Raw genomic sequence first — 21,949 nt, 5'->3', positions numbered from 1 at the left:
GATTACAACGCTGACAGGTTGCAGGAACTGATCAAGCCGGACCGGAGACCGAACGATCAAAGTGAACTGGCGGGGGCCATAAGGGACGCGAATGCCGACTTTTTCTCAGAGCCTTGAACAATCCCTGCACCGCGCGCTGGCGATCGCAAACGAGCGGCATCATCAATATGCGACGCTTGAGCATCTCCTGCTTTCGCTGATCGACGACTCCGATGCAGCCGCCGTGATGCGCGCATGCAGCGTCGATCTCGACAAGCTGCGTGGCAGCCTTGTCAATTATCTTGAAACCGAATTCGAAAACCTGGTGGCGGAAGGTACTGACGACGCCAAGCCGACGGCCGGATTCCAGCGCGTTGTTCAGCGCGCCGTCATCCATGTGCAGTCGTCCGGCCGCGAGGAAGTCACCGGCGCCAACGTGCTGATCGCGATCTTTGCGGAGCGCGAAAGCCATGCGGCGTATTTCCTGCAGGAGCAGGACATGACGCGCTACGATGCGGTGAACTACATCAGTCACGGTATCGCAAAGCGTCCCGGCGTGTCCGAGGCTCGCCCGGTGCGCGGCGTTGACGAGGAAACCGACGCCAAGGGTGCTGAGGATTCCAAGAAGAAGGGCGAAGCGCTCGACACCTATTGCGTCAACCTCAACAAGAAGGCCCGCGAGGGCAAGATCGATCCCGTGATCGGCCGCAACGCCGAGATCAACCGCGCGATCCAGGTGTTGTGCCGCCGCCAGAAGAACAATCCGCTGTTCGTCGGCGAAGCCGGTGTCGGCAAGACCGCGATCGCGGAGGGGCTCGCCAAGCGCATCGTCGACAGCGAAGTGCCGGAAGTGCTGGCTGCGGCGACGGTGTTCTCACTGGACATGGGAACGCTGCTCGCCGGCACCCGTTACCGTGGCGATTTCGAAGAACGCCTGAAGCAGGTCATTAAGGAACTGGAAGCGCATCCCAATGCGATCCTGTTCATCGACGAAATCCACACCGTGATCGGCGCCGGAGCCACCTCTGGTGGCGCGATGGACGCATCGAATTTGCTCAAGCCGGCGCTGGCCTCGGGCTCGCTTCGCTGCATGGGTTCAACGACCTACAAGGAGTATCGCCAGCATTTTGAGAAGGACCGCGCGCTGGTGCGCCGGTTCCAGAAGATCGACGTCAACGAGCCGTCGGTCGAGGATGCGACCGCTATCCTCAAGGGCCTCAAGCCGTATTTTGAGGACTACCACAAGCTGAAATACACCAACGAGGCGATCGAAGCGGCGGTGAACCTGTCGGCGCGCTATATTCACGACCGCAAACTGCCGGACAAGGCGATCGACGTGATCGACGAGTCTGGGGCGGCGCAGATGCTCGTGCCGGAGAACAAGCGCAAGAAGACCATCGGCATCAAGGAAATCGAGACCACCATCGCGACGATGGCGCGGATTCCGCCGAAGTCAGTTTCCAAGGACGATGCCGAGGTGCTCAAGCATCTCGAGGCGACTCTGAAGCGCACGGTGTTCGGTCAGGACAAGGCCATCGAGGCGCTGGCCGCGTCGATCAAGCTCGCGCGTGCGGGGTTGCGCGAACCGGAAAAGCCGATCGGCTCCTACCTGTTCTCGGGACCCACCGGCGTCGGCAAGACCGAAGTCGCTAAGCAATTGGCCGCATCTCTCGGCGTCGAACTGATTCGCTTCGACATGTCGGAATACATGGAGCGGCATACCGTCTCGCGCCTGATCGGCGCGCCTCCGGGTTACGTTGGATTCGATCAGGGCGGCCTGCTGACCGATGGCGTGGATCAGCATCCGCATTGCGTGGTGCTGCTCGACGAAATCGAGAAGGCACATCCGGATCTCTACAACGTGCTGCTCCAGATCATGGATCACGGCAAGCTCACCGACCACAACGGCAAGCAGGTCAACTTCCGCAATGTCATCCTGATCATGACCACCAATGCCGGCGCGGCCGACATGGCGCGTCAGGCGTTTGGCTTCACGCGTTCCAAGCGGGAAGGCGATGACCATGAGGCGATCAATCGTCAATTCGCGCCGGAGTTCCGTAACCGTCTCGACGCCATCGTGTCGTTCGGACATCTGAATACCGACGTGATCGGAATGGTCGTCGAGAAGTTCGTGCTTCAGCTCGAAGCTCAGCTCGCGGATCGTGACGTGACCATCGAACTGTCCGAGCCAGCGAAGGCGTGGCTGGTCAAGGAAGGCTACGACGAGCAGATGGGTGCGCGGCCGATGGGGCGCGTCATCCAGGAGCACATCAAGAAGCCGCTGGCCGACCAGCTTCTGTTCGGCGAACTCAAGGGCGGCGGCCATGTGCGCGTTATTCTCGCCAAGGACGAGGCGGGCGCGGACAAGATCAGCTTTGAATATGTCGAGGGTCCGGTCACGCCGAAGCCCGAGAAGCTGCCCGGTGCTCGCAAGCGCACCGCGCCACGCAAGCCGAAGGGCAATGACGGTCCGAAAGGCCCGGCCAAGCCGCCGCTTGTGAAGGTCTGAGCGCGCCGCTCAAGCCGCTATACAGATGCAAAACCCGGCGATCGCAGATCGCCGGGTTTTTCTTTGCCCATTGCGGGAAATCAGAAGCGTTTCAGCGCTGCGATGATGAGTTCGAACTTGGCGTTGATGGCTTTGCCCGCCGTGGAGGCTACTGTGATCGCGGCTAGTCCGGCTAACACGGTCACGATGACATATTGAGCCGTCGCGATGGCGATTAGCGGCTTCAGCAGGGTGTGGCTTATGCCTTTGGCGTTGCGGAGAGGGTGTGTTTGCGCGGTTGTTTGGTGAAGAGGCGCGGCATTGTCATTCGATGCAGCGGCAGGATGCGCCCGCGCTGGGTTCAGTTCGTCGATCTGTATGCTGACGTCGCGCGTTTCCGAGTGCGCGAGGTCATGCATCCCGCCGCCCGGTGATGCGTTGCTGTCATTGTGTGCGAGCAAGCCGTTGATCCTGCCGTTTTCACTATTCACTAACCCTAGGCCGCCGGTAACGGCGGGGCTATGACGCTGTCCGGAAAGGTCTTGTTAAGGTAAACCACTGCCGCGCCGGGATCGCTTTTGCGATGACGTGTTCACCTGATGGATGACGGACTTTAGGCAAGCTCTGTCACTGATGTGATTTTTTGAAATCGGCTATGCTTTCCGATAGGTCGATCTGCTTTTCGACACGCTCCTCTGGGATGCATGCAGCATGAAATGTCGGGCTCCGGCGACATGGTTGGCGTGTCTGGTGGCGGTCGTGGCGCTGATGTCGGTCGCGCGCGCCGCGCAGGCGGAGGATCCGGTTCCGTCCAACACGGTTGTGCCGCCGGATCCTCAGCCCCCCGAGCAGGGAGACACTGGCGCTTCCACCCGCGCAGCGCCGGATGGGAAACCGGCAGTGGAGACGCCAGCGACATCGACTACGAAAGACGCAAACGCGCGCGAGGCGATGTGTCTGATGATCGAGTCTGCCGCGACGACGCATGGTTTGCCGCTGGAGTTCTTCGCCCGCGTCATCTGGCAGGAAAGCCGGTTTCAGCCAGACGCGGTGGGGCCGGTAACGCGCAACGGCCAGCGCGCGCAGGGCGTCGCGCAGTTTATGCCGGGGACGGCCAGCGAGCGGCGATTGCTTGATCCATTTGATCCCGTGCAGGCATTGCCGAAGTCGGCGGAATTCCTGCGCGACCTGCGCGAGCAGTTTGGCAACCTCGGGCTCGCCGCGGCTGCGTATAATGCCGGACCGCGCCGCGTGCAGGAGTGGCTTGCCGGCACCGGCTATATGCCTTCCGAGACCCGTAACTATGTCTATGCGATCACCGGCACGCCGGTGGACGATTGGGCCGCAGCGGGAAAGAACGGCGCGATCAAGGGTCGCGCACCGCCAGCCGGATGCCGCGAACTGATGACGCTGCTGCAGCGTGCGCCGAATCCATTCGTGGCGGAGCTTGAGCAGCGTGTGAAACTCGGCGCCGATGCGCCGTGGGGCGTGCAGCTTGCAGCCGGCTTCTCGCGTGATCGGGCGCTGGCGATGTATGCCCGCTCCATGAAGCGCCTGAGTGCCGTGATCGGCGACCGCGACCCGAGCTTGCTGAGTTCGATCTTCCGCAGCCGCGGCACGCGCCCGTTTTATCAGGTGCGGGTCGGGGCAGACACGCGCGCCGCCGCCAACGATCTGTGCGAGAGGATCAAGCGGGTGGGGCAGGCCTGCATCGTTCTAAAGAATGCGCAGGGGCACGGTTAACACCGAAGCGCGGCCTGAATGCCGCTAAGCAGGCCAGCGCGATGAATCTCTTGCGACGGTTAACGGCGAGCGCGCGACTGGAGGCAAAGAAACCCAATGATTCCAGGCGTAATTTGAGTTCATCGCCAAAAATTTATGCTCAACGAAATGCTAACGGGATTGCCGGCTTTTTCCTTTAATTTTTGTGAAACCGTTTTCCAATCATCTGGCCGGGTGCTGTGGAAAATTTTTCCGTGACCCTCGGGAGGCTGTTGTGTTGATTTTTGTAATTACCGGTCTTGCGTTTGCGGCGCTGTGCGTACTCGGTACATTGTCGTCGTCGGTACGCGAGCCATCCATCTGATTTCGTATTTTCGCTGTTCTCGGAACCGCCGTAATGCGGCTTACCGAACGCGTGCAATGCGCGATTCCGGTCTTGACGTCAGGGCCGTTTCACCCGCGTGATGAATCCAAAGATTCATCCGGTATTCCGTCCCCTTGGCCCTTCCAGCCCTCGATTCTCCGAAATGGCAAAGCGCGTCCGCGGCCTTCGCGTTCGGCGTGAAGTCGGCGCTGTCGTCAATTCTGGCACTGGTGCTGTTCGGCACCTTCATCGGCATCGGCGCGTTTGCCCATGATACCGGATTCACACTGGCCTGGGCGGTGGCGAGCACGGTGCTGGTGTGGGCCGGTCCGGCGCAGATCATCCTGATTTCGACGTCCCATGCCGGCGCGACCGTGCTGGAATCGGCGCTGGCAGTGACCATCAGCGCGATCCGCCTGTTGCCGATGGTGGTGGCTGTGCTGCCGATGATGCGCACTCGGCAGACGAAGATGTATCAGCTTGCGCTCCCGGCTCATCTGACGGCGGTCACGGTGTGGGTCGAGAGTTTCCGTCTTCTGCCGCATGTGCCTCGCGAGCGGCGGATCGCGTTCGTGAACGGGCTCGGCTGCGGGCTGGTTTTCCTGAGCTGTGTTGCGACCACAATCGGCTTCGGGCTCGCGGCCAACCTGCCGCCGCTGCTGGGCGCGGGAATTCTGGCGCTGACGCCACTGACGTTCCTGCTGTCAACGGCGCGCAACGCGCATCGTCTGGTGGACAAACTCGCGCTTGCGCTCGGGCTTGCGCTCTATCCGCTGGTGCAACTGCTGCATACCGGCGTGGACATCATGATCTGCGGTGTGACATCCGGCACCATTGCCTATGCCGTTCATCGCTGGCGGAAACGCGCATGACCGGGCTTTTCGGCGATGGACACGCGATTGCGCTGCTGCTGTTTGCGGGTTTTCTCTCCAACGAGGTCTGGCGTGTGCTCGGCCTCGTGATCGGCGGCGGCATTGACGAGGGTTCAGAATTTCTTGTTTGGGTGAGGGCGGTCGCTGCGGCGATCCTCGCCGGCGTCATCGCGCAGATCCTGATTTCGCCGCCCGGTGCGCTGGCGGCGGTGCCGGACGTGGTGCGATATGGTGCGGTCGCGGTCGGCTTCGCGGTTTATCTGGCGGCGCGCAAATCGGTTTTCGTCGGCGTTGCGGCCGGCGAAATCGTGGTTCTCGCAGGCGCGTGGTGGATGGGCTAGGGCATGATCCCGAAAAGTGGGAACCGGTTTTCGGAAAGGATCATGCCCTCTCGAAAAAGCTTAGCCCTTCAGCGCGGCAATCAATCGCGTGGCGTGATCCTCCAGCACCTTGACGTCTTCCTTGCGGCTTGCCGCCGGCAGCAGCGCGACGCCCTCGACGCGCGGCATGATGTGGACATGAAGATGGAACACGACCTGTCCGCCGGCCTGTTCGCTGAATTGTTGTAGCGTGATGCCGTCGGCGTTGAACGCCTTCTTGCCGGCGATGGCGATTTTCTTCGCCGTGCGCGCGACATGGGCCAGACTGTCCGGATCGATGTCGAGGATGTTGCGCGCAGGTTGCTTCGGGATCACCAGCGTGTGGCCCGGCGAGCGCGGCATGATGTCGAGAAACGCCAGCGTATGCTCGTCTTCATAGACCTTGTGGCATGGCAGTTCGCCGCGCAGGATCTTCGCGAAGATATTGTTGGTGTCGTAGATGGTCATAATGCATTCCCGGAATGAACTGGCCGAACAATCGCCGCCCGGCGCCGTAAGGTCAAGCGGCCATCCGGATGCCGGTATGTTACGAATTTGTCGTGCGTTCCGGTATGCCGACTGCGATCTCATCGATCCGGTCCGCGAGGTCGGTCAGGTCGCGGTGAAGGCCATCCAATGCGAAGGCGAGTCCGAATGTGCGTCCCACTGCGTTGAAGTCGAGCGCGCGCATGACGCCGGACTGCCGCAATCCACTGAATGTTTCCGTGAACGCGAGATGGACCGCCGGGACATCGTTACGTGAAACCGCAGCGACAGCATTGAGTGCGGCCGCACATCGGCCCGTCAATTCGGCTTCGGCGCGCAGCAGAGTTGCCGCCGCCGGTGCGAGGGCCGGTGCGATGGGGGCGGGAAGCGGCTCCCGAAGCACATTGCCGATAGCGACGAGGTCGTTGCGCACGCGCCAAAGGGCGCGCGGGATCGCGGCGGGAATCCGGTGATCGGCAAGGCGAGAGGCGCGCTCCCTGTCTGCGTCCTTCATCGCCTGTTCGACCGCCATCAGCGCCTGCCGAAGCGCCGGGTGTTCGCTTGAAGGGACCAGCGCCGCGCCGCGTTCAAGCGCGTCGGCTTCGGACGACAGCAACCTCTGGATGCGGGTCAGAACCGCCACGGAGCGGGCTACGACAACCGCGTGGGAGCGGGCGGGAAATATCAGCACGGCCGCCAGCACGCCGATCAGTCCACCCAGTCCGATTTCGATGATGCGGTCGATGACGAACTGCTCGACGGGCGCGCCTGCTGGGTCGGTCAGCAGCATGATCGCCGCCGTGACCGGAGCGACCCGCAACTGCGGCCGAATCGCCGCGCCCCACACCGTCGCGCATGTCACCAGCACGAGAGCGATGCCGACACCGGCCGTCGTATTCGAGTGAAACGCAACTGCTAGCCCGCCGAAAATGGCGCCCGCAAGCGTGCCGATCATCCGCTCCGTCGCGGCGCCGAGTGTTCCGCCGATCGATCCCTGCATGACGATCAGCACGGTGAACACCGCCCAATACCCCTGTTGCAGGCCGATAAATTTGTAGGCGATATAGGCAGCACCGGTTGCGATGGTGACGCGAACGGTTTGGCGCAATTCCGGAGCGCGGCGCGTCAGGAATTCGCGGATTTTGGTGGCGATTGAACTCACGGCGTTTCCGATGCGGCTGTGACAAGCAGAGGCGGATTCAGGTTAGGTTGCCGGCGGAATGGTCACAACGCCCCGCTGCGTCAGTCGCCGTCATCCGTCTTGCGGAACGGTCCAGCCTCGGTCAGTTCGCGCACAGCCTCCTGCACGTAACTGCGCTCCTGCTTGAGATAGTCGCGGATCGCGCGGCGCAGCGCGGGGTCGGCAATGTAATGCGCAGAATAGGTGGTCTGCGGCAGGTAGCCGCGGGCGATCTTGTGCTCGCCCTGCGCTCCGGCCTCCACGCGTTTCAGTCCACGTTGAATGGCGAAGTCGATGGCCTGATAGTAGCAAACCTCGAAATGCAGGAACGGATGGTGTTCGACGGCGCCCCAGTGGCGGCCGAACAGCGTGTCCGATCCGATGAAGTTGATCGCGCCGGCGATCCATCGGCCATCGCGTTTGGCCATCACCAGCAGCACGTCCTTCGCCATGGTCTCGCCGATCTGGGTGTAGAACGCGCGCGTGAGATAGGGACGCCCCCATTTTCGCGAACCGGTCTCCATGTAGAACTCGAAGAATGCATCCCACGCGTCGGGCGTGATATCATCCCCGGTGAGATGATGGATGGTGATGCCGTTGGCGAGCGCGTCGCGGCGTTCGCGGCGGATGCCCTTGCGATGTCGCGACGCCAGCGTGGCAAGGAAATCCTCGAACGCGCCGTAGCCTTCGTTGCGCCAGTGAAACTGCTGATCGGTACGTTGCAGAAATCCGCGCTCGGCGAGAAACGTCCATTCATCTTCGCGGGCGAAAGTGACGTGTACTGAGGATGCCTGCGTCAGACCGCATAGTGCAACCAGCCCGCCCGCCAGCGACTCGCGAACGCGTGTCGCGTCGACGCCGTCGCGCACCAGCAGCCGAGGGCCGGTTGCCGGCGTGAATGGAACGGTGGCTTGCAGCTTGGGATAATAGCTGCCGCCGGCGCGCGCATAGGCGTCGGCCCAGCCGTGATCGAACACGTATTCGCCTTGTGAGTGATTTTTCAGATAACAGGGAACGATGCCGACAACCCGATCGCCCATACGCGCCACAAGGTGGCGTGGAGCCCAGCCGGTCCGGGCTACGGCCGAGCCGGAGGCTTCCAGGGCAGCAAAGAAAGCATGGGAGACGAATGGATTGTAGCTATCGTCCGCACTGGCGCACGCATTCCACTCGTCGGCCGTGATCTGGCTGACCGAGGAGATTGCTTCAAGGGTAATCTCGCAGGAATCCGTCAAGGGCGAGGGGCACCGTGGCCGTGAGAAAACTGAAACTGCTCAGCACTATAGATCGGCTTTCGCCCGGATGACTTCAAGTATCTGGCATCGTTTTCCGGCTTACGGAATGAAGCCCTCGAAGGTCATCTGATCGGCATATCGGGTGGTGCGTGCGCGCTGTTCCTGCGTCCGCACGGTCCAGGTCAGCAGTGCGCAGCCGAAAATGTTGCGTGCGATCCAGGGTGCGGGGGCCGGCAGATCATCGACCCGATAACTGACGAAATGCGGTTGCGTGCGGAAGGCATGGCGCAGGCCGGTCATCTCGCGGGTTTTCTCGCGCGGCAGCTGCGTCCACTCGCCCTCGGTATAGTGCCGTTCGGCGACGATACCGCGCGGCACCTCGGGCATCAGTTCGCGGATCGCCATGACCTGCTCGGGATCAAACGACATGGCTGCCACCGGTCCTGTGTAAGAGGCCAGTACCTCTGCCATCCGCTTCACCAGCGTCCGGTCGCCGTCGAACCGGCTCTTTACTTCGAGCACCAGCGGCACACGGCCAGCGACGCGCGCGCAAAGATCGCCGAGCGTCATCATGTGCTCCGCCGTATGCTTGAATCCCACCTGCTTGAGTTCGGCGGCGGTCAGCGACAGAAGCTCGCCGCTGCCTTGCGTCAGGCGGCCGAGTTCATAGTCGTGATGCACCATCGCCTCGTTATCGGCGGTGGGTTGCAGATCGACCTCGATGGCGAAATTGCCGGCGACGGCGGCATCGATCGCCGACGGCATATTCTCGATGATGCCGCGCGCGCGGTCGTGCAGGCCGCGATGAGCGATCGGGCGAGCCGTCAACCAGCCGGGTGCGCGGGAAAACATTGGCTTGTCTTTTTGATCATGATCTTATCCGAAAACCGGTGCCCACTTTTCGGGATCATGCTCACGCGACCTCGAAGATGCCTTCGACTTCGACCGCGGCGTCGGATGGCAGGGCGGCCACACCGACCGTGGTGCGTGCGTGGCGGCCCTTGTCGCCGAATGCCGCGACCATCAGATCCGACGCGCCGTTCAGCACCTTCGGCCCGTCGAGAAAATCCGGCGTCGCATTGACGAAGCCGCCAAGGCGAACCACGCGCGCCACCTTGTCGAGATCGCCGAGCGCCATCTTGACCTGCGCCAGCAGGTTGATTGCGCAGCCCCGCGCAGCCGCAGCACCTTGCTCGACGGTCACGCCGGCGCCCAGCTTGCCTTTTGCGATCAGCTTGCCATCGGGGGTGTTGCAGACCTGACCGGAGACGAACAGCAGATTTCCGGTGCGCACGAAGCCAACGTAGTTCGCGACCGGCGGGTTGGGTTCATGCAACCGGATACCCAGCGCGCTCAACTTCTGCTCGACCGTTCCCGCCATGTGTGTCCTCGATTGTTTTTGGATTGGTTCGTCCGCAGTGAAATCCGGCAAGCAAGCGCCGAGGTGAAACACTCCACTGGCAGGCCATATTTCGCCCATCGCGATGGCACATGCAAGCGAACTGGAAATCCGAATTTTGCTATTAAATTCAGACGATTTCGCACGGCTGCCCCGGTTGCGGCGCAATGTTGCGGCTATTATTCTTCGATTCTCGCATTTCAAGGAGACGCCATGCGTCGCGCGCGCCGGATTTCAGATTGTGGATCGCTTGCTTTCTCGATGGTGCTGTCGGTCGCGTTTCTCGCGCCGAGTGCAGGCAGGGTGCAGGCTGCGCCAAGCGTCGCCTTTCTTGCCCATCAGGCGGTCTACGATCTGAGCCTCAAGACTTCACGCGGCAACGCCAGCGTCAACAGTGCCCGGGGCCGAATCCTTTACAATTTCGCCGGCAGCGCCTGCGAGGGCTACACCACGGAATTCCGGCAGGTGTCGCAACTCGAAACCGGCGAGGACAAGACGACCACAAGCGATCTGCGCTCCACGAGCTGGGAAGACGCGGACGGCAAGAGCTATCGCTTCAAGATCGAGACCCGCATGAACGAGGCGGACGTCACGTCCGTGGATGGCGTCGCGGAGCGTGACGGCAAGACCATCAAGGTCAAGCTGAAGCAACCTACGGTGAAGACATTCACTATCGACGATGCGGTATTTCCGACCGAACAGGTCAAGCTCATCATCGAAGCCGCGCGCGCGGGCAAGTCGCTGCTCGAACTCACCGTCTACGACGGATCGGACGACGGCGAGAAAGTCTATAATACACTGACCGTAATCGGACAGCCAATTCCCGGGACCAAGGCGCCGGCCACGCCGGACGCTGCGACGGGGAACGAGAAGTTCAAATCCCTGACGCGTTGGCCGGTCACAGTGAGTTACTATGATCGTGCGGCGCAATCCAAGTCCGGCGAGCAGACACCGGTCTATGCGATGTCGTTCGAACTGTACGAGGACGGCGTATCGCGTGCGCTGGTGCTGGACTACAACGATTTCGTGATTGCTGGCGCCATGGGCAAGATCGAGATCAAGGAAACCAAGCCCTGTAAGTAGGTCTCACTCCGCCTTCGGAGGGCCGTTATAGGCAATCCCGCGCATCACGGCGGCATTTCCGAACTTCTTGCGGACATCGTCCATCGCCCGCTCGGCGTGGGCCGAGCGCTGATCCAGAAGATCCTGATCATCGGCCTCAGCGCCGGGCTTGAGCGCGCTGACGCCTGCGCCAATCAGCCTGAATGCGGTGCCGTCGATCTCGCGGCCGAGCATCTCGCGCACGGTGCCGAAAATCCGCGTGGCAAGCTGCGTCGGAACGGAAAGCGACTGCGACCGGGTGCGCTGCCGGAAGTCCGCAGTCTTCAGCTTCAGCGTAATGGTCGAGCCCGACAGGTCGCCGCTCTTCAGGCGGGAAGAGACCTTTTCGCACAACCGCCACAGGATTTTCTCCAGCGTCGCGAAATCCCGTACGTCCGTTTCCAGCGTGGTCTCGTTCGAAATCGTCTTGGCGCCGCGATCGGCAACCACCTTGCGGTCGTCGATGCCGCGCGCCAGCCGCCACAGCCGCCGGCCTTCGGACCCGAACTGTTTCATCAGATCGGTCTCATCGGCGCGCTGCAGATCCTTGATCAGTCGAAAGCCGCGTTGCGACAGTTTTTCCTGCGAGGCGGGACCGACGCCATAGATGAATCCGACCGGCCGTTCGGCGAGCATCTCGCGCGCGTCCTCCTGATCTAGCGCTGCGAAACCGCGCGGCTTGTCGAGGTCCGAGGCGATCTTGGCCAAAAACTTGTTCACGGACAGGCCGACCGACACGGTGATGCCGATATCGCGTTCCACCATGGAGGCGAAGCGGGCCAGCACCTTGGCCGGGATCATGCCGTGTACCAGCGTGGTGCCGCTGAGATCGAGAAACGCCTCGTCGATCGACAGCGGCTCGACCAGCGGCGTCAGCGCCATCATGGCGTGACGAACTTCGCGGCCGACGCGGACATACTTCGCCATATCGGGACGGACCACGATCGCGGAGGGGCAGAGGTCGAGTGCCTTGAACATCGGCATCGCCGAGCGCACGCCATAGGTGCGCGCGATATAGCAGGCCGCCGAGACCACGCCACGCTTGCCGCCACCGATGATGACGGGCTTGTCGGCGATCTCCGGATTGTCGCGCTTCTCCACGGTGGCATAGAACGCGTCACAATCGATATGCGCGAGCGTCAGCGCCGGGAGCGAGCGGTGCCGGATGAGACGCGGCGAGCCGCATTCCGCGCAGCGAACCGCCTTCGCTGCGGCGTCCGTCAGGCAGTCGCGGCAGAATCCGGGCGAATCGGGGGGCGGGCGGTCGATCAACGCGTCACTCCCAGCGCGGATCCAGCACCTCGCGTGCGTTTGTGACGGCCTGCGGTGTCAGTTGCGAGGCTTCGGCGAAGGCTTTCACGGTTGCATCATCGCGCACGATGAAATCCAGCACACCCGCGAGGAATTTCGGGTCGGTCGCGGCCGTGCGCAGCGTCTGCGGACCGATACCGCTCTCGGTTAGGAACAATCCCAGCCGCTCGGGATCGGAGGCCAGGAACGAAAGTGCCTGAATCGCAACAAATTCAGCAGCTTCCTGAGGGTTTTTCGGGCCCTTTGTCATTGATCGTGTTTGCCTTTCCGTAACTTATCGTCTCTATTTTCTCCGATCATGCCCGAGTCATCACGGCGTGGCGAATTTCATTGGTTTCAGCACGCACGGGCATTTTGCGGGAATTGGAGGGCAGGGTGGCGAAAACCGTCCTGATCGTGGAAGACAACGAGCTCAATATGAAGCTCTTCCGCGATCTGCTGGAGGCCCATGGATATCAGACGGTCGGTACGCGCAATGGGGTTGAAGCACTCGATCTTGCTCGCAAATACCGGCCCGATCTCATTCTCATGGATATTCAGCTTCCCGAGGTTTCCGGGCTCGATGTGACGCGCTGGATCAAGGCGGACGCCGAATTGCGGGCGATTCCGGTAGTCGCAGTGACCGCCTTCGCAATGAAGGGCGATGAAGAACGCATCCGTGAAGGCGGCTGCGAAGCTTACCTGTCCAAACCGATCTCGGTTGGAAAATTTATTGAAACCGTTCGACGGTTTGTGGGCTAGGAGACTACGATGTCCGCGCGCGTTCTGGTCGTTGACGACGTTCTCGCCAACGTGAAATTGCTTGAGGCGCGTCTGTCCGCCGAATATTTCGACGTAGTGACGGCGAATTGCGGAATGCAGGCGCTGGAAATCTGCGAACGCGCGGAATGCGACATCGTGTTGCTCGATGTCATGATGCCCGACATCGATGGTTTCGAAGTCTGCCGCCGCCTGAAATCGAACCCCAAAACCCATTTCATTCCCGTCATCATGGTGACGGCGCTCGACAGCCCGTCCGATCGCGTGCGCGGTCTCGATGCCGGCGCCGACGACTTCCTCACCAAGCCGGTGTCGGATGTGGTGATGATCGCCCGCGTGCGCTCGCTGACGCGGCTGAAGATGATGACGGACGAATTGCGCATGCGCGCGATCACGTCGCTGGAGATCGGCGTTAATGCGCCGGAGCGCAATGCGGTTGCCGATACCGGGAAGGGCGGTCGCATCCTGCTGGTGGACGACCGGCCGTCGTCCTACGAGCGGCTGGCTCCGGTGCTGGCCACCGAACACAGCGTCGATGTCGAGCCCAACCCGGCCGAAGCGGTGTTTCATGCCGCCGAAGGCAACTACGACCTGCTGATCGTGTCGCTGGGGTTGGAGAATTTCGACGGGCTGCGGCTTTGCAGCCAGGCCCGTTCGCTGGAGCGGACGCGCAGCGTACCGATCCTTGCGATAGCCGACGCTGATAACAATGCGCGCCTGTTGCGTGGCCTCGAAATCGGCGTCAACGACTATCTGCTGCGTCCGGTGGACAAGAACGAACTGCTCGCGCGGGCGCGGACCCAGATTCGCAAGCGCCGCTACACCGATCATCTGCGCGACAACGTGCAGAACTCCATCGAAATGGCGATTACCGATCCGCTGACCGGGCTGCACAACCGGCGTTATATGGAAAGCCATCTGACAACGCTGGCGGAACAGGCCTCGCTGCGGGCAAAGCCACTGGCGCTGATGATGCTCGACATCGATTACTTCAAGTCGATCAACGATCGCTATGGCCACGATGCCGGCGACGATGTGCTGCGCGAATTCGCGGTCCGAATCCGCAAGTCGATCCGCGGCATCGATCTCGCATGCCGCTACGGCGGCGAGGAGTTCGTCATCGTGATGCCCGAGACTGACCTGCACGTGGCGGGAATGGTGGCCGAGCGTCTGCGCCGGTCCATCGCCGGCGAACCGTTTGCCATCGAGAAGGGTGCAAGGCGCATCGAGGTTACGATTTCGATCGGCATCTCGACTCTCGAGACCAAGGGCGAAGCCATCGGCGACGTCCTCAAACGCGCTGATCAGGCGCTCTATCGCGCCAAAAACGACGGCCGTAACCGGGTTGTTGCCGCTGCGGCATAACGCGGGTGTTGCAGGTTTGAGGCAGGCGCTCGGCCGGGCATATTTGAGCGTCGGCCCTGACGTTCGCTTCGCGAGGCCGAAAGGCGCTGATTGATGATCCGCCAATCCATCAAAAGACAAATCGTCGGGATCGCCGTAGGGCTCATCATCCTGATGGCGATCACCTCGGTTCTATCGATGGTGATGTCGGGCAGGGTGGCCACCTATCTCGACGAACTCACGTCCAAATACGTTCAGGCGTATGGACATCTGGCGCGAATGAACGTCCGTGCGCTGGAGCAGGCGCTGGCACTCCGCCAGATGGCCATCGCCAAGATCCAAATCCCTCCCGATGATGCGTCCTACGCGGAGCGCAAGCGGGTTTATGAAGCCAAGGGTCTGGACGTCGCACGCGAGGCAGACGGCGCACGTTCGCTCATCAATACGATCATCACCAATACAACAACCGATTCCGACAACGCGACGCTGGCTCGTATCGATAGCAGGATCGAATCCGTCAACAGCGATATTCAAAGGTACATCAACGAGGAAAGCCAGCGGCTGTTTCGGTTGCTTGAGAGTCGGGATACTCCGGGGATCAACAGCAGCCTCGTTCGCATCGACGCTCTTCGAGACGATTTCAATGCGAAGATCGACTCCATCCGGGCCGACATGCTGACGCAGGTCCGCGCGGACGCCGTCGTGACCATGGGGCATCAGCGGCAGGCGATATTCATTTCTGCAATTGTAACGGCTCTGGCTGCGATCCTCGGACTGACGGTATCGGTTCTCGTCAGCACCGGCATTACACGGCCAGTGCGCAGATTGTTGGATGGCACGCGGGCGGTGGAAGCCGGACACCTCGATGGCTCGATCAGCATCACGACGCGGGACGAGATAGGACAATTGACGGCGGCTTTCAACCGCATGGTGGAGCAGTTGCGCCAGAACGAGCGTGTCCGCGAGACCTTTGGCAAGTATATCGATCCGCAAGTTGTGCAGGGACTGATCGATCGTCCGGCGTTGACGGCGTCGGAAGGCCAGCGCCGCACTATGACGGTGCTGTTCTGCGACATGAAGGGATTCACCAGCCTCAGCGAGGGCATGACGCCGCAAGGTCTCGTCAAGGTGATGAACCACTATCTGTCGACGATGTCGGAGCCGATCCGCAAACACAAAGGGATCATCGACAAATATATCGGCGACGGCATCATGGCCTATTGGGGGCCTCCGTTCACCGATGAGAATGATCACGCACGGCTTGCGTGCCTCGCTGCGCTCGAGATGATCGATCATATCGCAGCATTGCGGACCGAGATTCCTGAATTGCTGGGCGTGCGCTCCGTGCCCAGCGACTGCGATCTGCGGATCGGCATCGCGACGGGAGAGGTGCTGGTCGGCAGCATCGGTTCCGAGTTCATGATGAGCTACACGGTGATGGGCGACGCGGTGAACGCCGCGTCGCGCCTCGAGCTGCTCAACAAGGTTTATGGGAGCCGCTCGCTGGTTTCGGGTGCGACGATTGCCGCCGCCGGTCCGGCGCTCGAGGTTCGCGAAATCGACCGCGTGGTGTTGTCCGGTCAGACTACCGCTCAGGTGATTTTCGAACTGATGGCGCGCGCAGGCGAACTCACCCCCGAGCAGGTTTTGCTGCGAACCCGGTATTCAGAAGGGCTTGCCGCATACCGTGCGCGAAACTGGGATGAGGCAAGCCGCGCCTTTGGTGCCGCGCTGGAAGCTGTGCCCGCCGATGGGCCGGCGCGAACGCTTGCCGCGCGCGTTGCTGACTTCAAGGCGAAGCCGCCAGCCCAAGACTGGAATGGCGCGTGGCTATTCGATCATAAATAGCCGACGCGAGTCATTTCGGGGGATCGGTATTGCTGCGTCCCTGTGTTATCAGGCGCGCACCGCGCTGGTCACGGGTATGAATCCACAGCCAGTTTATGGCGACGGCGAGACGATTGCGCAGACCGATCAGAAAGTAGATGTGGGCGACGCCCCAGATCCACCACGCCAGCGCCCCGCGCATCTTGATCCATCCGAAGTCAATCACCGCGCGCTTCTTGCCGATCTGCGCGAGATTCCCCGAGTGCTTGTAGTGAAAGGGCTTCGAGGACGTGTCGCCCTGCATGCGCGCCTTGACGATGCCGGCGACGTGGCGTCCCTGTTGCTTGGCGGCCGGCGCGATGCCGGGAACGGGCATGCCGTCGGCAGCGGTGATCGCCGCGGTATCACCGATGGCGAATATCTCCGGGTGACCGGGAACGGTGAGATCGGCAGACACGATCAGACGGCCGGCACGGTCTGCGCGGACACCAAGCCATTCCGCAGCCGGCGAGGCCCGCACGCCGGCGGCCCAGATGATGGTTTTTGAAGCCAGTTTCTCTCCGCCATAGACGACGCCCTCCGCTGTGCAGTCCGAAACCGGCTTGCCGAGGACGACCTCGACACCGATCCGTTCGAGCGAACTCTGAGCGTAAGCCGACAGGTCTTCGGTGAACGCCGGCAGGACACGCGGGCCTGCCTCGATAAGAACGACACGCGCCGTCCGCGTGTCGATGTTGCGGAAGTCCGGCGGCATGGTCACCTTGGCAAGCTCCGCGATGGTCCCAGCAAGTTCAACGCCGGTGGGGCCGCCGCCGATCACGACGAAGGTGAGCAGGGCATTGCGCTTCTGCGGATCGCTCTCGCGCTCCGCAAGTTCGAAAGCGAGCAGAATTCTGCGCCGAATCGTTGTCGCATCCTCGAGCGTCTTGAGACCGGGTGCGAACGGCTCCCATTCGTCGTGGCCGAAATAGGCGTGCCGCGCGCCGGTGGCCAGGATCAGCGTGTCGTAGGGAAGCGATCCGCCATCATCGAGCAGAACGCGGCGCGCATTGGCGTCGATGCCGGTCACAGTGGCCAGCAGCGTGGTGACTTCGGGGCGTCCGCGCAGCAGGTGCCGGACCGGCCAGGCGATCTCGGAGGTCGCCAGCGAGGCGGTGGCCACCTGGTAGAGCAGGGGCTGGAACAGGTGGTGATTGCGGCGGTCGACGATCGTGATGGTGACTGGGGCTCCGGCGAGCCGGTACACAGTTTCCAGCCCGCCAAAGCCTGCTCCCGCAATAACCACGCGATGGCGGTCCGGAAGGGCGGGGAGGCTGTCCTTGTCAGAGACGGTCGGTTCCGTGGTCATGGCCGTCAGCGCTCCGCGGTGGAGACCGCAGTGTCACCTGAAACGCAAAACGGAGCCAGACGGCTCCGTTCAACTAAATAAGTATTTGAAATTATTACTTGATTTTGGCTTCGCGGAATTCAACGTGTTTCTTCGCGACCGGATCGTACTTCTTCTTGACGAGCTTGTCGGTCATCGTGCGGGAGTTCTTCTTGGCGACGTAATAGAAGCCAGTGTCCGCGCTAGAAACGAGCTTGACCTTGATGGTGACCGCTTTGGCCATGTTCAGAACCTCGAATGTCAGGAATCAGGAGCAGTCCCGACAGGCCGGGCCGCGTTTGGCCGCAAACTAGCTTCGAACGCCCCAAAGTCAAGGTTTTAAGGGAAAACCGGTTTTAGGCCCGGATCGCACGAAATGCCCGGAATAGCTCGGTTCAGCGCGGCCAAACCGGCGCCGAAGGGGCTATTCAGCGGCATCAGCGGCCCCCGTGGTCCCGAAAAACCGATTTTTAGGCCGTGGCAGGCCGAGGTTTTCGCGCAGCGTGTGGCCCTCGTAATCCTTGCGGAAGATGCCCCGGCGCTGAAGTTCCGGCACCACTTTGTCGACGAAATCGTCGAGCCCCTGTGGCAGGAACGGGAACATGACGTTGAAGCCGTCCGACGCATAGGTTGTCAGCCACTCTTCCATTTGATCGGCGATGGTGACCGACGTGCCGACGAATGACAGGCCGCCGTAGCCGCCGACGCGCTGGGCGAGCTCGCGGACAGTGACCTTATGAGTGGCGGCATACTCGACCATGCGATCGCGGGCGCTCTTGCTGGCGTTGGATTCCGGAATGGGAGGCAATGGAACATCGGGATCAAACTTTGATGCATCGGTGCCGAGGATCACGGACAGGCCTGCGATGGCGCTCTCGTAGTGAACGAGACCGTCGAGCACATCGCGCTTCTTCAGAGCTTCGTCCATTGTATCGCCGACCACGATGAACGCGCCCGGAAGAATCTTCAGGTGCTCGCGGTCGCGCCCGAGTTTGTCCATGCGGCTCTTGATATCCTCGTAAAGAGCCTGCGCCTGTGCGAGCGTGCCGCCGCCGGTGAACACCGCCTCGGCGGTCTCGGCCGCAAGCTGTTTGCCGGATTCGGATGCGCCTGCCTGTACGATGACCGGCCAGCCCTGCGGCGGACGCGCGATATTCAGCGGTCCTTTCACCGAGAGAAACTGTCCCTTGTGATTCAGCGTGTGCATTTTTTCAGGATCGAAATAGATCCCGCTTTCCGCGTCGCGCACGAAGGCGTCATCGGCGAACGAGTCCCACAGGCCGGTCACGACATCGAAGAATTCGCGCGCGCGCTTGTAACGCTCGCTGTGCTCCATGTGATCGTCCCAGCCGAAGTTCAGCGCGGTTTCCGGATTGCCGGTGGTGACGACGTTCCAGCCGGCGCGACCGCCACTGATATGGTCGAGCGAGGCGAAGCGGCGCGCCACATGATACGGCTCGTCGTAGGTGGTCGATGCCGTTGCGACCAGTCCTATGTGTTCTGTCGCGCCGGCCAGCGCCGCCAAAAGCGTGAAGGGCTCGAACGATGTGACGGTATGGCTGCGCTTGAGCGCATTGATTGGCATGTTCATCACCGCGAGGTGATCGGCCATGAAGAACGCGTCGAACTTGCCGTGTTCGAGCTTCTGGATGAAGCGTTTGAGGTGAGCGAAGTTAAAATTGGCGTCGGGGAGGCTGCCCGGATAGCGCCATGCCGCGGTGTGGATGCTGACGGGACGCATGAACGCGCCGAGGCGCAACTGGCGTGGGCTCATTTTATTTCCCCGGATGCGATCAAGAAGCGTGAGCGGACCGACAGACTCTATGGTGGCGCGCCGGGCACATTGCTACAGACGATTATTGCTTTTTGTTCTCTTGGGAGGGATGAATTTTCCGCGCTGTCATCACGCTCCGGGGAGGTCACGCGCGTCCCGCGACCATCTATCCGCCCTTGAAGTCCTTCGGTGTAAAGGCGAGATCGAGCATGCGCCATTCATTGTAGCGGTTCGCCGGAAGCATGGCGTAGGGCTGGCAACTCGCCAGCGCTTTCATTGCGCTCTGCATCAGCGCGGGCCCTTTTTCAGAGGCGCTGGCTTCGATCAGAAGCGGCTCCTTGCCGAGGCGCCCGTCGGGAAGAAAGGCCACGCGAAGCACGATGCGCACATTGTCGGACGGCGACACCGATTTCGGCAGGATCGAACAGGTCTTGAGGTGGGCGCGGAGCGCGGCGGCATCCTCGACCTTGATATTCGCGCTGGCCGTCGCCTTGGCATCGAAGTCACCACCAGCTCCAGGCTCGGGTAGCGTGAACATCATGCCGAACTTGGACGTAATGTCTGGTTGCGCGGTCGGAACGACCGGTTGTTCTTGCTCTTGGGGCGTTGCTGCCGGCTGGTCCTGGGGCTGCGATTGAGGCCGGGCTTGCTGCTGCTCGACAGGCTTCATCTGTTCGACGGGCTTTGGCGGCTCGACCGGTTTCTGCTGCTGGAGTGCCGCCTGTTTGGCGTCGGCTTTGGATTTTTCAGGCGGCGCGGACATTGGCGCGGGTTGGGGTGGCTCGGGAGCTTTTTCCGCGGCCTCCTCTTGCGCCTTCGATTGGTCCTGCTGCTCTTTTTCCGAGAGCGTGGGGAAGTCGTAGGTCGGGTCCGGCTCTTTCGGCAGCGGCGGTGCCTGGTCCGGCGTCACGATATCGACCGTGATGGCTTCCGCGGTCGTCGGATCGAACGGGCGCACGCCGGCGAGAAGCAGACACACTGTCAAAGCCGCTACATGAGCAGCGACCGATATGGCAGCGCCGATACGCATGACAAACGTGTTCTATCATCCCTGACGGCACGCTGCCGCCTTTCGCCAGCCAGCATAGCGGCCCGCGGGATCGTTTGGTTGATAATTTTTGATGGTCGCGGACTTCTTAAAGACGTGTGTGCTAGATGGTGTCGCGCCGCCAGTCACCGCCCTGGAAATGATAGAACGGCACCTCGGCAGCATGAGACAACGGCCCCATTGCAAGGCGTTGTGCGAGCTCACGCAGTACATTTTTCGTCATCGAATGCAGACCCTCGAGTGACGGCGACCCGAGTTCGAGCCAGACCAGTTCCACCAGCTCGGCTTCAGCGTGGACGACACCTTCAACCCTGTGCGCAATGGACGATACGTCGGCGGTAAAAAACCGCGTATCGAACCGGCGGATGCGGCCGGGCGGAGTAATGGCGCGGGCAATCAGAAACAGCCCGGACGGATCGGGCAGTAACCCGGCCTCGGCAAACGACGTCCACTCACCGGTGAGCTTTGCGGCGGCGCCGTTCATGCGAGCGACTTTGCGCCCGAGACAAAGACCGGTTTCCTCGCAAGCTTCGCGAATTGCTGCGACAGCAAGCGCGCGGGCGCGGGCGGGGGCGATCTTGGGGCTGCCACCTGTGAGTTTCTTTTCAAGAGCCTTGGGGATGTCTGCGGCGACTGGAATCTTGCTGTCGGTCGCATCGACCCGGCCACCCGGAAACACGAACTTTCCGGGTTGGAATACGACCTTGTCGTGCCGCTTGCCGACCAGAACCTTTGGCACGCTCGCGCTGCGATCGACCAGGATCAGTGTCGCGGCGTCTTTCGGGCGTCGATAAGGGTGGCTGTCGTCTTCTTTTTCTTCTTTTTCCGGTTCGTTCATTTCGCCACGTTCAGATTCTCGATAGTGCCTTCCTCGACGCCCTCGGGCCGGCTCTCATCGAAGCCGTGCATGCGGAACGCCCACTGCAATCCTACCACGGCTCCCTTGACCGGTTGCAGGAGCAACAGTGCGGAGATCAGCGTCAGCGGCAAATAGATGGCAAGCTGCAGGGGAACGGGCGGTGCATAGTCCGTCTCGATCCACAGCACGATCGGCACGATGATATGGCCGACAATGACGATCACGAGGTAGGCGGGCAGATCGTCGGCGCGATGACCGCTGAAATCCTGTCCGCATTCGGAGCATTTGTCGGCGACCTTGAGGAAGGCGCGGAAAATCTTGCCTTTGCCGCAGTTCGGACAACGGCAGCGCAGGCCGCGGGCCATCGCCTGCCACACATCGCGGCGCGGCAATGGCTGAGAGGCCTGGGTCCAGGTCGCTGCGGGTATTGAGGGCTGGCGGTCCATAATGTTGCTCCTGTGAAGGTTGTCCTCGCA

Annotated in this window: 22 protein-coding genes; 8 read left to right on the top strand and 14 right to left on the bottom strand. The window is 61.7% G+C overall.

Translation table 11 applies throughout. The features are described 5' to 3' along the window. Window positions 1–91: 91 nt before the first annotated feature. Window positions 92–2,488, top strand: coding sequence for an ATP-dependent Clp protease ATP-binding subunit ClpA (gene clpA / locus LVY71_RS14595; RefSeq protein ID WP_235100586.1), 2,397 nt, complete (start codon window positions 92–94; stop codon window positions 2,486–2,488). A gap of 80 nt (window positions 2,489–2,568) precedes the next feature. Here clpA and LVY71_RS14590 read toward each other — a convergent pair whose 3' ends face one another. Next, window positions 2,569–2,928 carry a hypothetical protein gene (locus LVY71_RS14590; protein WP_235100585.1) on the bottom strand — a complete coding sequence of 120 codons (360 nt, stop codon included), beginning with the start codon at window positions 2,926–2,928 and terminating at the stop codon, window positions 2,569–2,571. Between the two features lie 250 nt (window positions 2,929–3,178). Here LVY71_RS14590 and LVY71_RS14585 point away from each other — a divergent pair, with 250 nt between their 5' ends. From LVY71_RS14585 to LVY71_RS14575, 3 genes are all read left to right on the top strand, one after another. Further along, entirely contained in the window at window positions 3,179–4,210 is a 1,032-nt protein-coding gene (locus tag LVY71_RS14585) for a lytic transglycosylase domain-containing protein (protein WP_235100584.1), read from the top strand. Window positions 4,211–4,687: 477 nt separating this feature from the next. Continuing rightward, window positions 4,688–5,425 carry an AzlC family ABC transporter permease gene (locus LVY71_RS14580; protein ID WP_235100583.1) on the top strand — a complete coding sequence of 246 codons (738 nt, stop codon included), beginning with the start codon at window positions 4,688–4,690 and terminating at the stop codon, window positions 5,423–5,425. Then, on the top strand, window positions 5,422–5,766 hold the full coding sequence (locus tag LVY71_RS14575) for an AzlD domain-containing protein (protein ID WP_235100582.1): 345 nt from the start codon (window positions 5,422–5,424) through the stop codon (window positions 5,764–5,766). The genes LVY71_RS14580 and LVY71_RS14575 overlap by 4 nt, the downstream gene beginning before the upstream one ends. Window positions 5,767–5,826: 60 nt before the next feature. Here LVY71_RS14575 and LVY71_RS14570 read toward each other — a convergent pair whose 3' ends face one another. From LVY71_RS14570 to LVY71_RS14550, 5 genes are all read right to left on the bottom strand, one after another. Next, window positions 5,827–6,252 (bottom strand): HIT family protein, encoded by a 426-nt coding sequence (locus tag LVY71_RS14570; RefSeq protein ID WP_235100581.1) that lies wholly within the window; start codon window positions 6,250–6,252, stop codon window positions 5,827–5,829. Between the two features lie 79 nt (window positions 6,253–6,331). After that, a complete protein-coding gene (locus LVY71_RS14565) occupies window positions 6,332–7,432 on the bottom strand; it encodes an FUSC family protein (RefSeq protein ID WP_235100580.1) in 1,101 nt (366 codons plus the stop codon). An 80-nt stretch (window positions 7,433–7,512) separates the two neighbouring features. Beyond that, entirely contained in the window at window positions 7,513–8,685 is a 1,173-nt protein-coding gene (locus LVY71_RS14560) for a GNAT family N-acetyltransferase (protein ID WP_235100579.1), read from the bottom strand. 99 nt (window positions 8,686–8,784) lie between these two features. Next, a complete protein-coding gene (locus LVY71_RS14555) occupies window positions 8,785–9,537 on the bottom strand; it encodes a glycerophosphodiester phosphodiesterase (protein WP_235100578.1) in 753 nt (250 codons plus the stop codon). 61 nt (window positions 9,538–9,598) lie between these two features. Next, window positions 9,599–10,066 (bottom strand): RidA family protein, encoded by a 468-nt coding sequence (locus tag LVY71_RS14550; RefSeq protein ID WP_235100577.1) that lies wholly within the window; start codon window positions 10,064–10,066, stop codon window positions 9,599–9,601. A gap of 231 nt (window positions 10,067–10,297) precedes the next feature. Between LVY71_RS14550 and LVY71_RS14545 the strand changes: the two genes are divergently transcribed. Then, window positions 10,298–11,167, top strand: coding sequence for a cell envelope integrity EipB family protein (locus tag LVY71_RS14545; protein ID WP_502797582.1), 870 nt, complete (start codon window positions 10,298–10,300; stop codon window positions 11,165–11,167). Window positions 11,168–11,170: 3 nt separating this feature from the next. Here the strand turns inward: LVY71_RS14545 and LVY71_RS14540 are convergent, their stop codons facing one another. Further along, window positions 11,171–12,454 (bottom strand): DNA polymerase IV, encoded by a 1,284-nt coding sequence (locus tag LVY71_RS14540; protein ID WP_349629910.1) that lies wholly within the window; start codon window positions 12,452–12,454, stop codon window positions 11,171–11,173. A 7-nt stretch (window positions 12,455–12,461) separates the two neighbouring features. Continuing rightward, the gene (locus LVY71_RS14535; protein WP_235100576.1) at window positions 12,462–12,746 is read right to left on the bottom strand and encodes a DUF3572 domain-containing protein; all 285 of its coding nucleotides are present in this window, start codon (window positions 12,744–12,746) and stop codon (window positions 12,462–12,464) included. 125 nt (window positions 12,747–12,871) lie between these two features. Here LVY71_RS14535 and LVY71_RS14530 point away from each other — a divergent pair, with 125 nt between their 5' ends. The 3 genes from LVY71_RS14530 to LVY71_RS14520 all read left to right on the top strand — a co-directional run bounded on the left by LVY71_RS14530 (window position 12,872) and on the right by LVY71_RS14520 (window position 16,447). Then, a complete protein-coding gene (locus LVY71_RS14530; RefSeq protein WP_235100575.1) occupies window positions 12,872–13,237 on the top strand; it encodes a response regulator in 366 nt (121 codons plus the stop codon). Window positions 13,238–13,246: 9 nt separating this feature from the next. Further along, window positions 13,247–14,620, top strand: a complete 1,374-nt coding sequence (locus tag LVY71_RS14525; RefSeq protein WP_235100574.1) for a PleD family two-component system response regulator — start codon at window positions 13,247–13,249, stop codon at window positions 14,618–14,620. A gap of 93 nt (window positions 14,621–14,713) precedes the next feature. Further along, window positions 14,714–16,447: an adenylate/guanylate cyclase domain-containing protein gene (locus tag LVY71_RS14520; protein WP_235100573.1), complete on the top strand. Its 1,734-nt coding sequence runs from the start codon at window positions 14,714–14,716 to the stop codon at window positions 16,445–16,447. A 10-nt stretch (window positions 16,448–16,457) separates the two neighbouring features. Here LVY71_RS14520 and LVY71_RS14515 read toward each other — a convergent pair whose 3' ends face one another. From LVY71_RS14515 to LVY71_RS14490, 6 genes are all read right to left on the bottom strand, one after another. Continuing rightward, window positions 16,458–17,774, bottom strand: coding sequence for an NAD(P)/FAD-dependent oxidoreductase (locus LVY71_RS14515; protein ID WP_235100572.1), 1,317 nt, complete (start codon window positions 17,772–17,774; stop codon window positions 16,458–16,460). Between the two features lie 94 nt (window positions 17,775–17,868). Continuing rightward, window positions 17,869–18,036, bottom strand: a complete 168-nt coding sequence (gene rpmG, locus LVY71_RS14510; protein WP_002712167.1) for a 50S ribosomal protein L33 — start codon at window positions 18,034–18,036, stop codon at window positions 17,869–17,871. A 180-nt stretch (window positions 18,037–18,216) separates the two neighbouring features. Then, on the bottom strand, window positions 18,217–19,566 hold the full coding sequence (locus LVY71_RS14505) for an LLM class flavin-dependent oxidoreductase (RefSeq protein ID WP_235100571.1): 1,350 nt from the start codon (window positions 19,564–19,566) through the stop codon (window positions 18,217–18,219). A 166-nt stretch (window positions 19,567–19,732) separates the two neighbouring features. Beyond that, window positions 19,733–20,596 (bottom strand): cell envelope integrity protein TolA, encoded by an 864-nt coding sequence (tolA, locus tag LVY71_RS14500; protein WP_235100570.1) that lies wholly within the window; start codon window positions 20,594–20,596, stop codon window positions 19,733–19,735. 121 nt (window positions 20,597–20,717) lie between these two features. After that, complete coding sequence (locus tag LVY71_RS14495) at window positions 20,718–21,452, bottom strand: NUDIX hydrolase (protein ID WP_235100569.1); 735 nt, start codon at window positions 21,450–21,452, stop codon at window positions 20,718–20,720. Next, window positions 21,449–21,919: a DUF983 domain-containing protein gene (locus LVY71_RS14490; protein ID WP_235100568.1), complete on the bottom strand. Its 471-nt coding sequence runs from the start codon at window positions 21,917–21,919 to the stop codon at window positions 21,449–21,451. The genes LVY71_RS14495 and LVY71_RS14490 overlap by 4 nt, the downstream gene beginning before the upstream one ends. Between the last annotated feature and the right edge of the window lie 30 nt (window positions 21,920–21,949).

Source organism: Bradyrhizobium sp. G127, assembly GCF_021502575.1.
GTDB lineage: Bacteria > Pseudomonadota > Alphaproteobacteria > Rhizobiales > Xanthobacteraceae > Afipia.
Note: the sequence above shows the minus strand (reverse complement) of the source record. Positions and strands in the feature narration are given on the sequence as shown.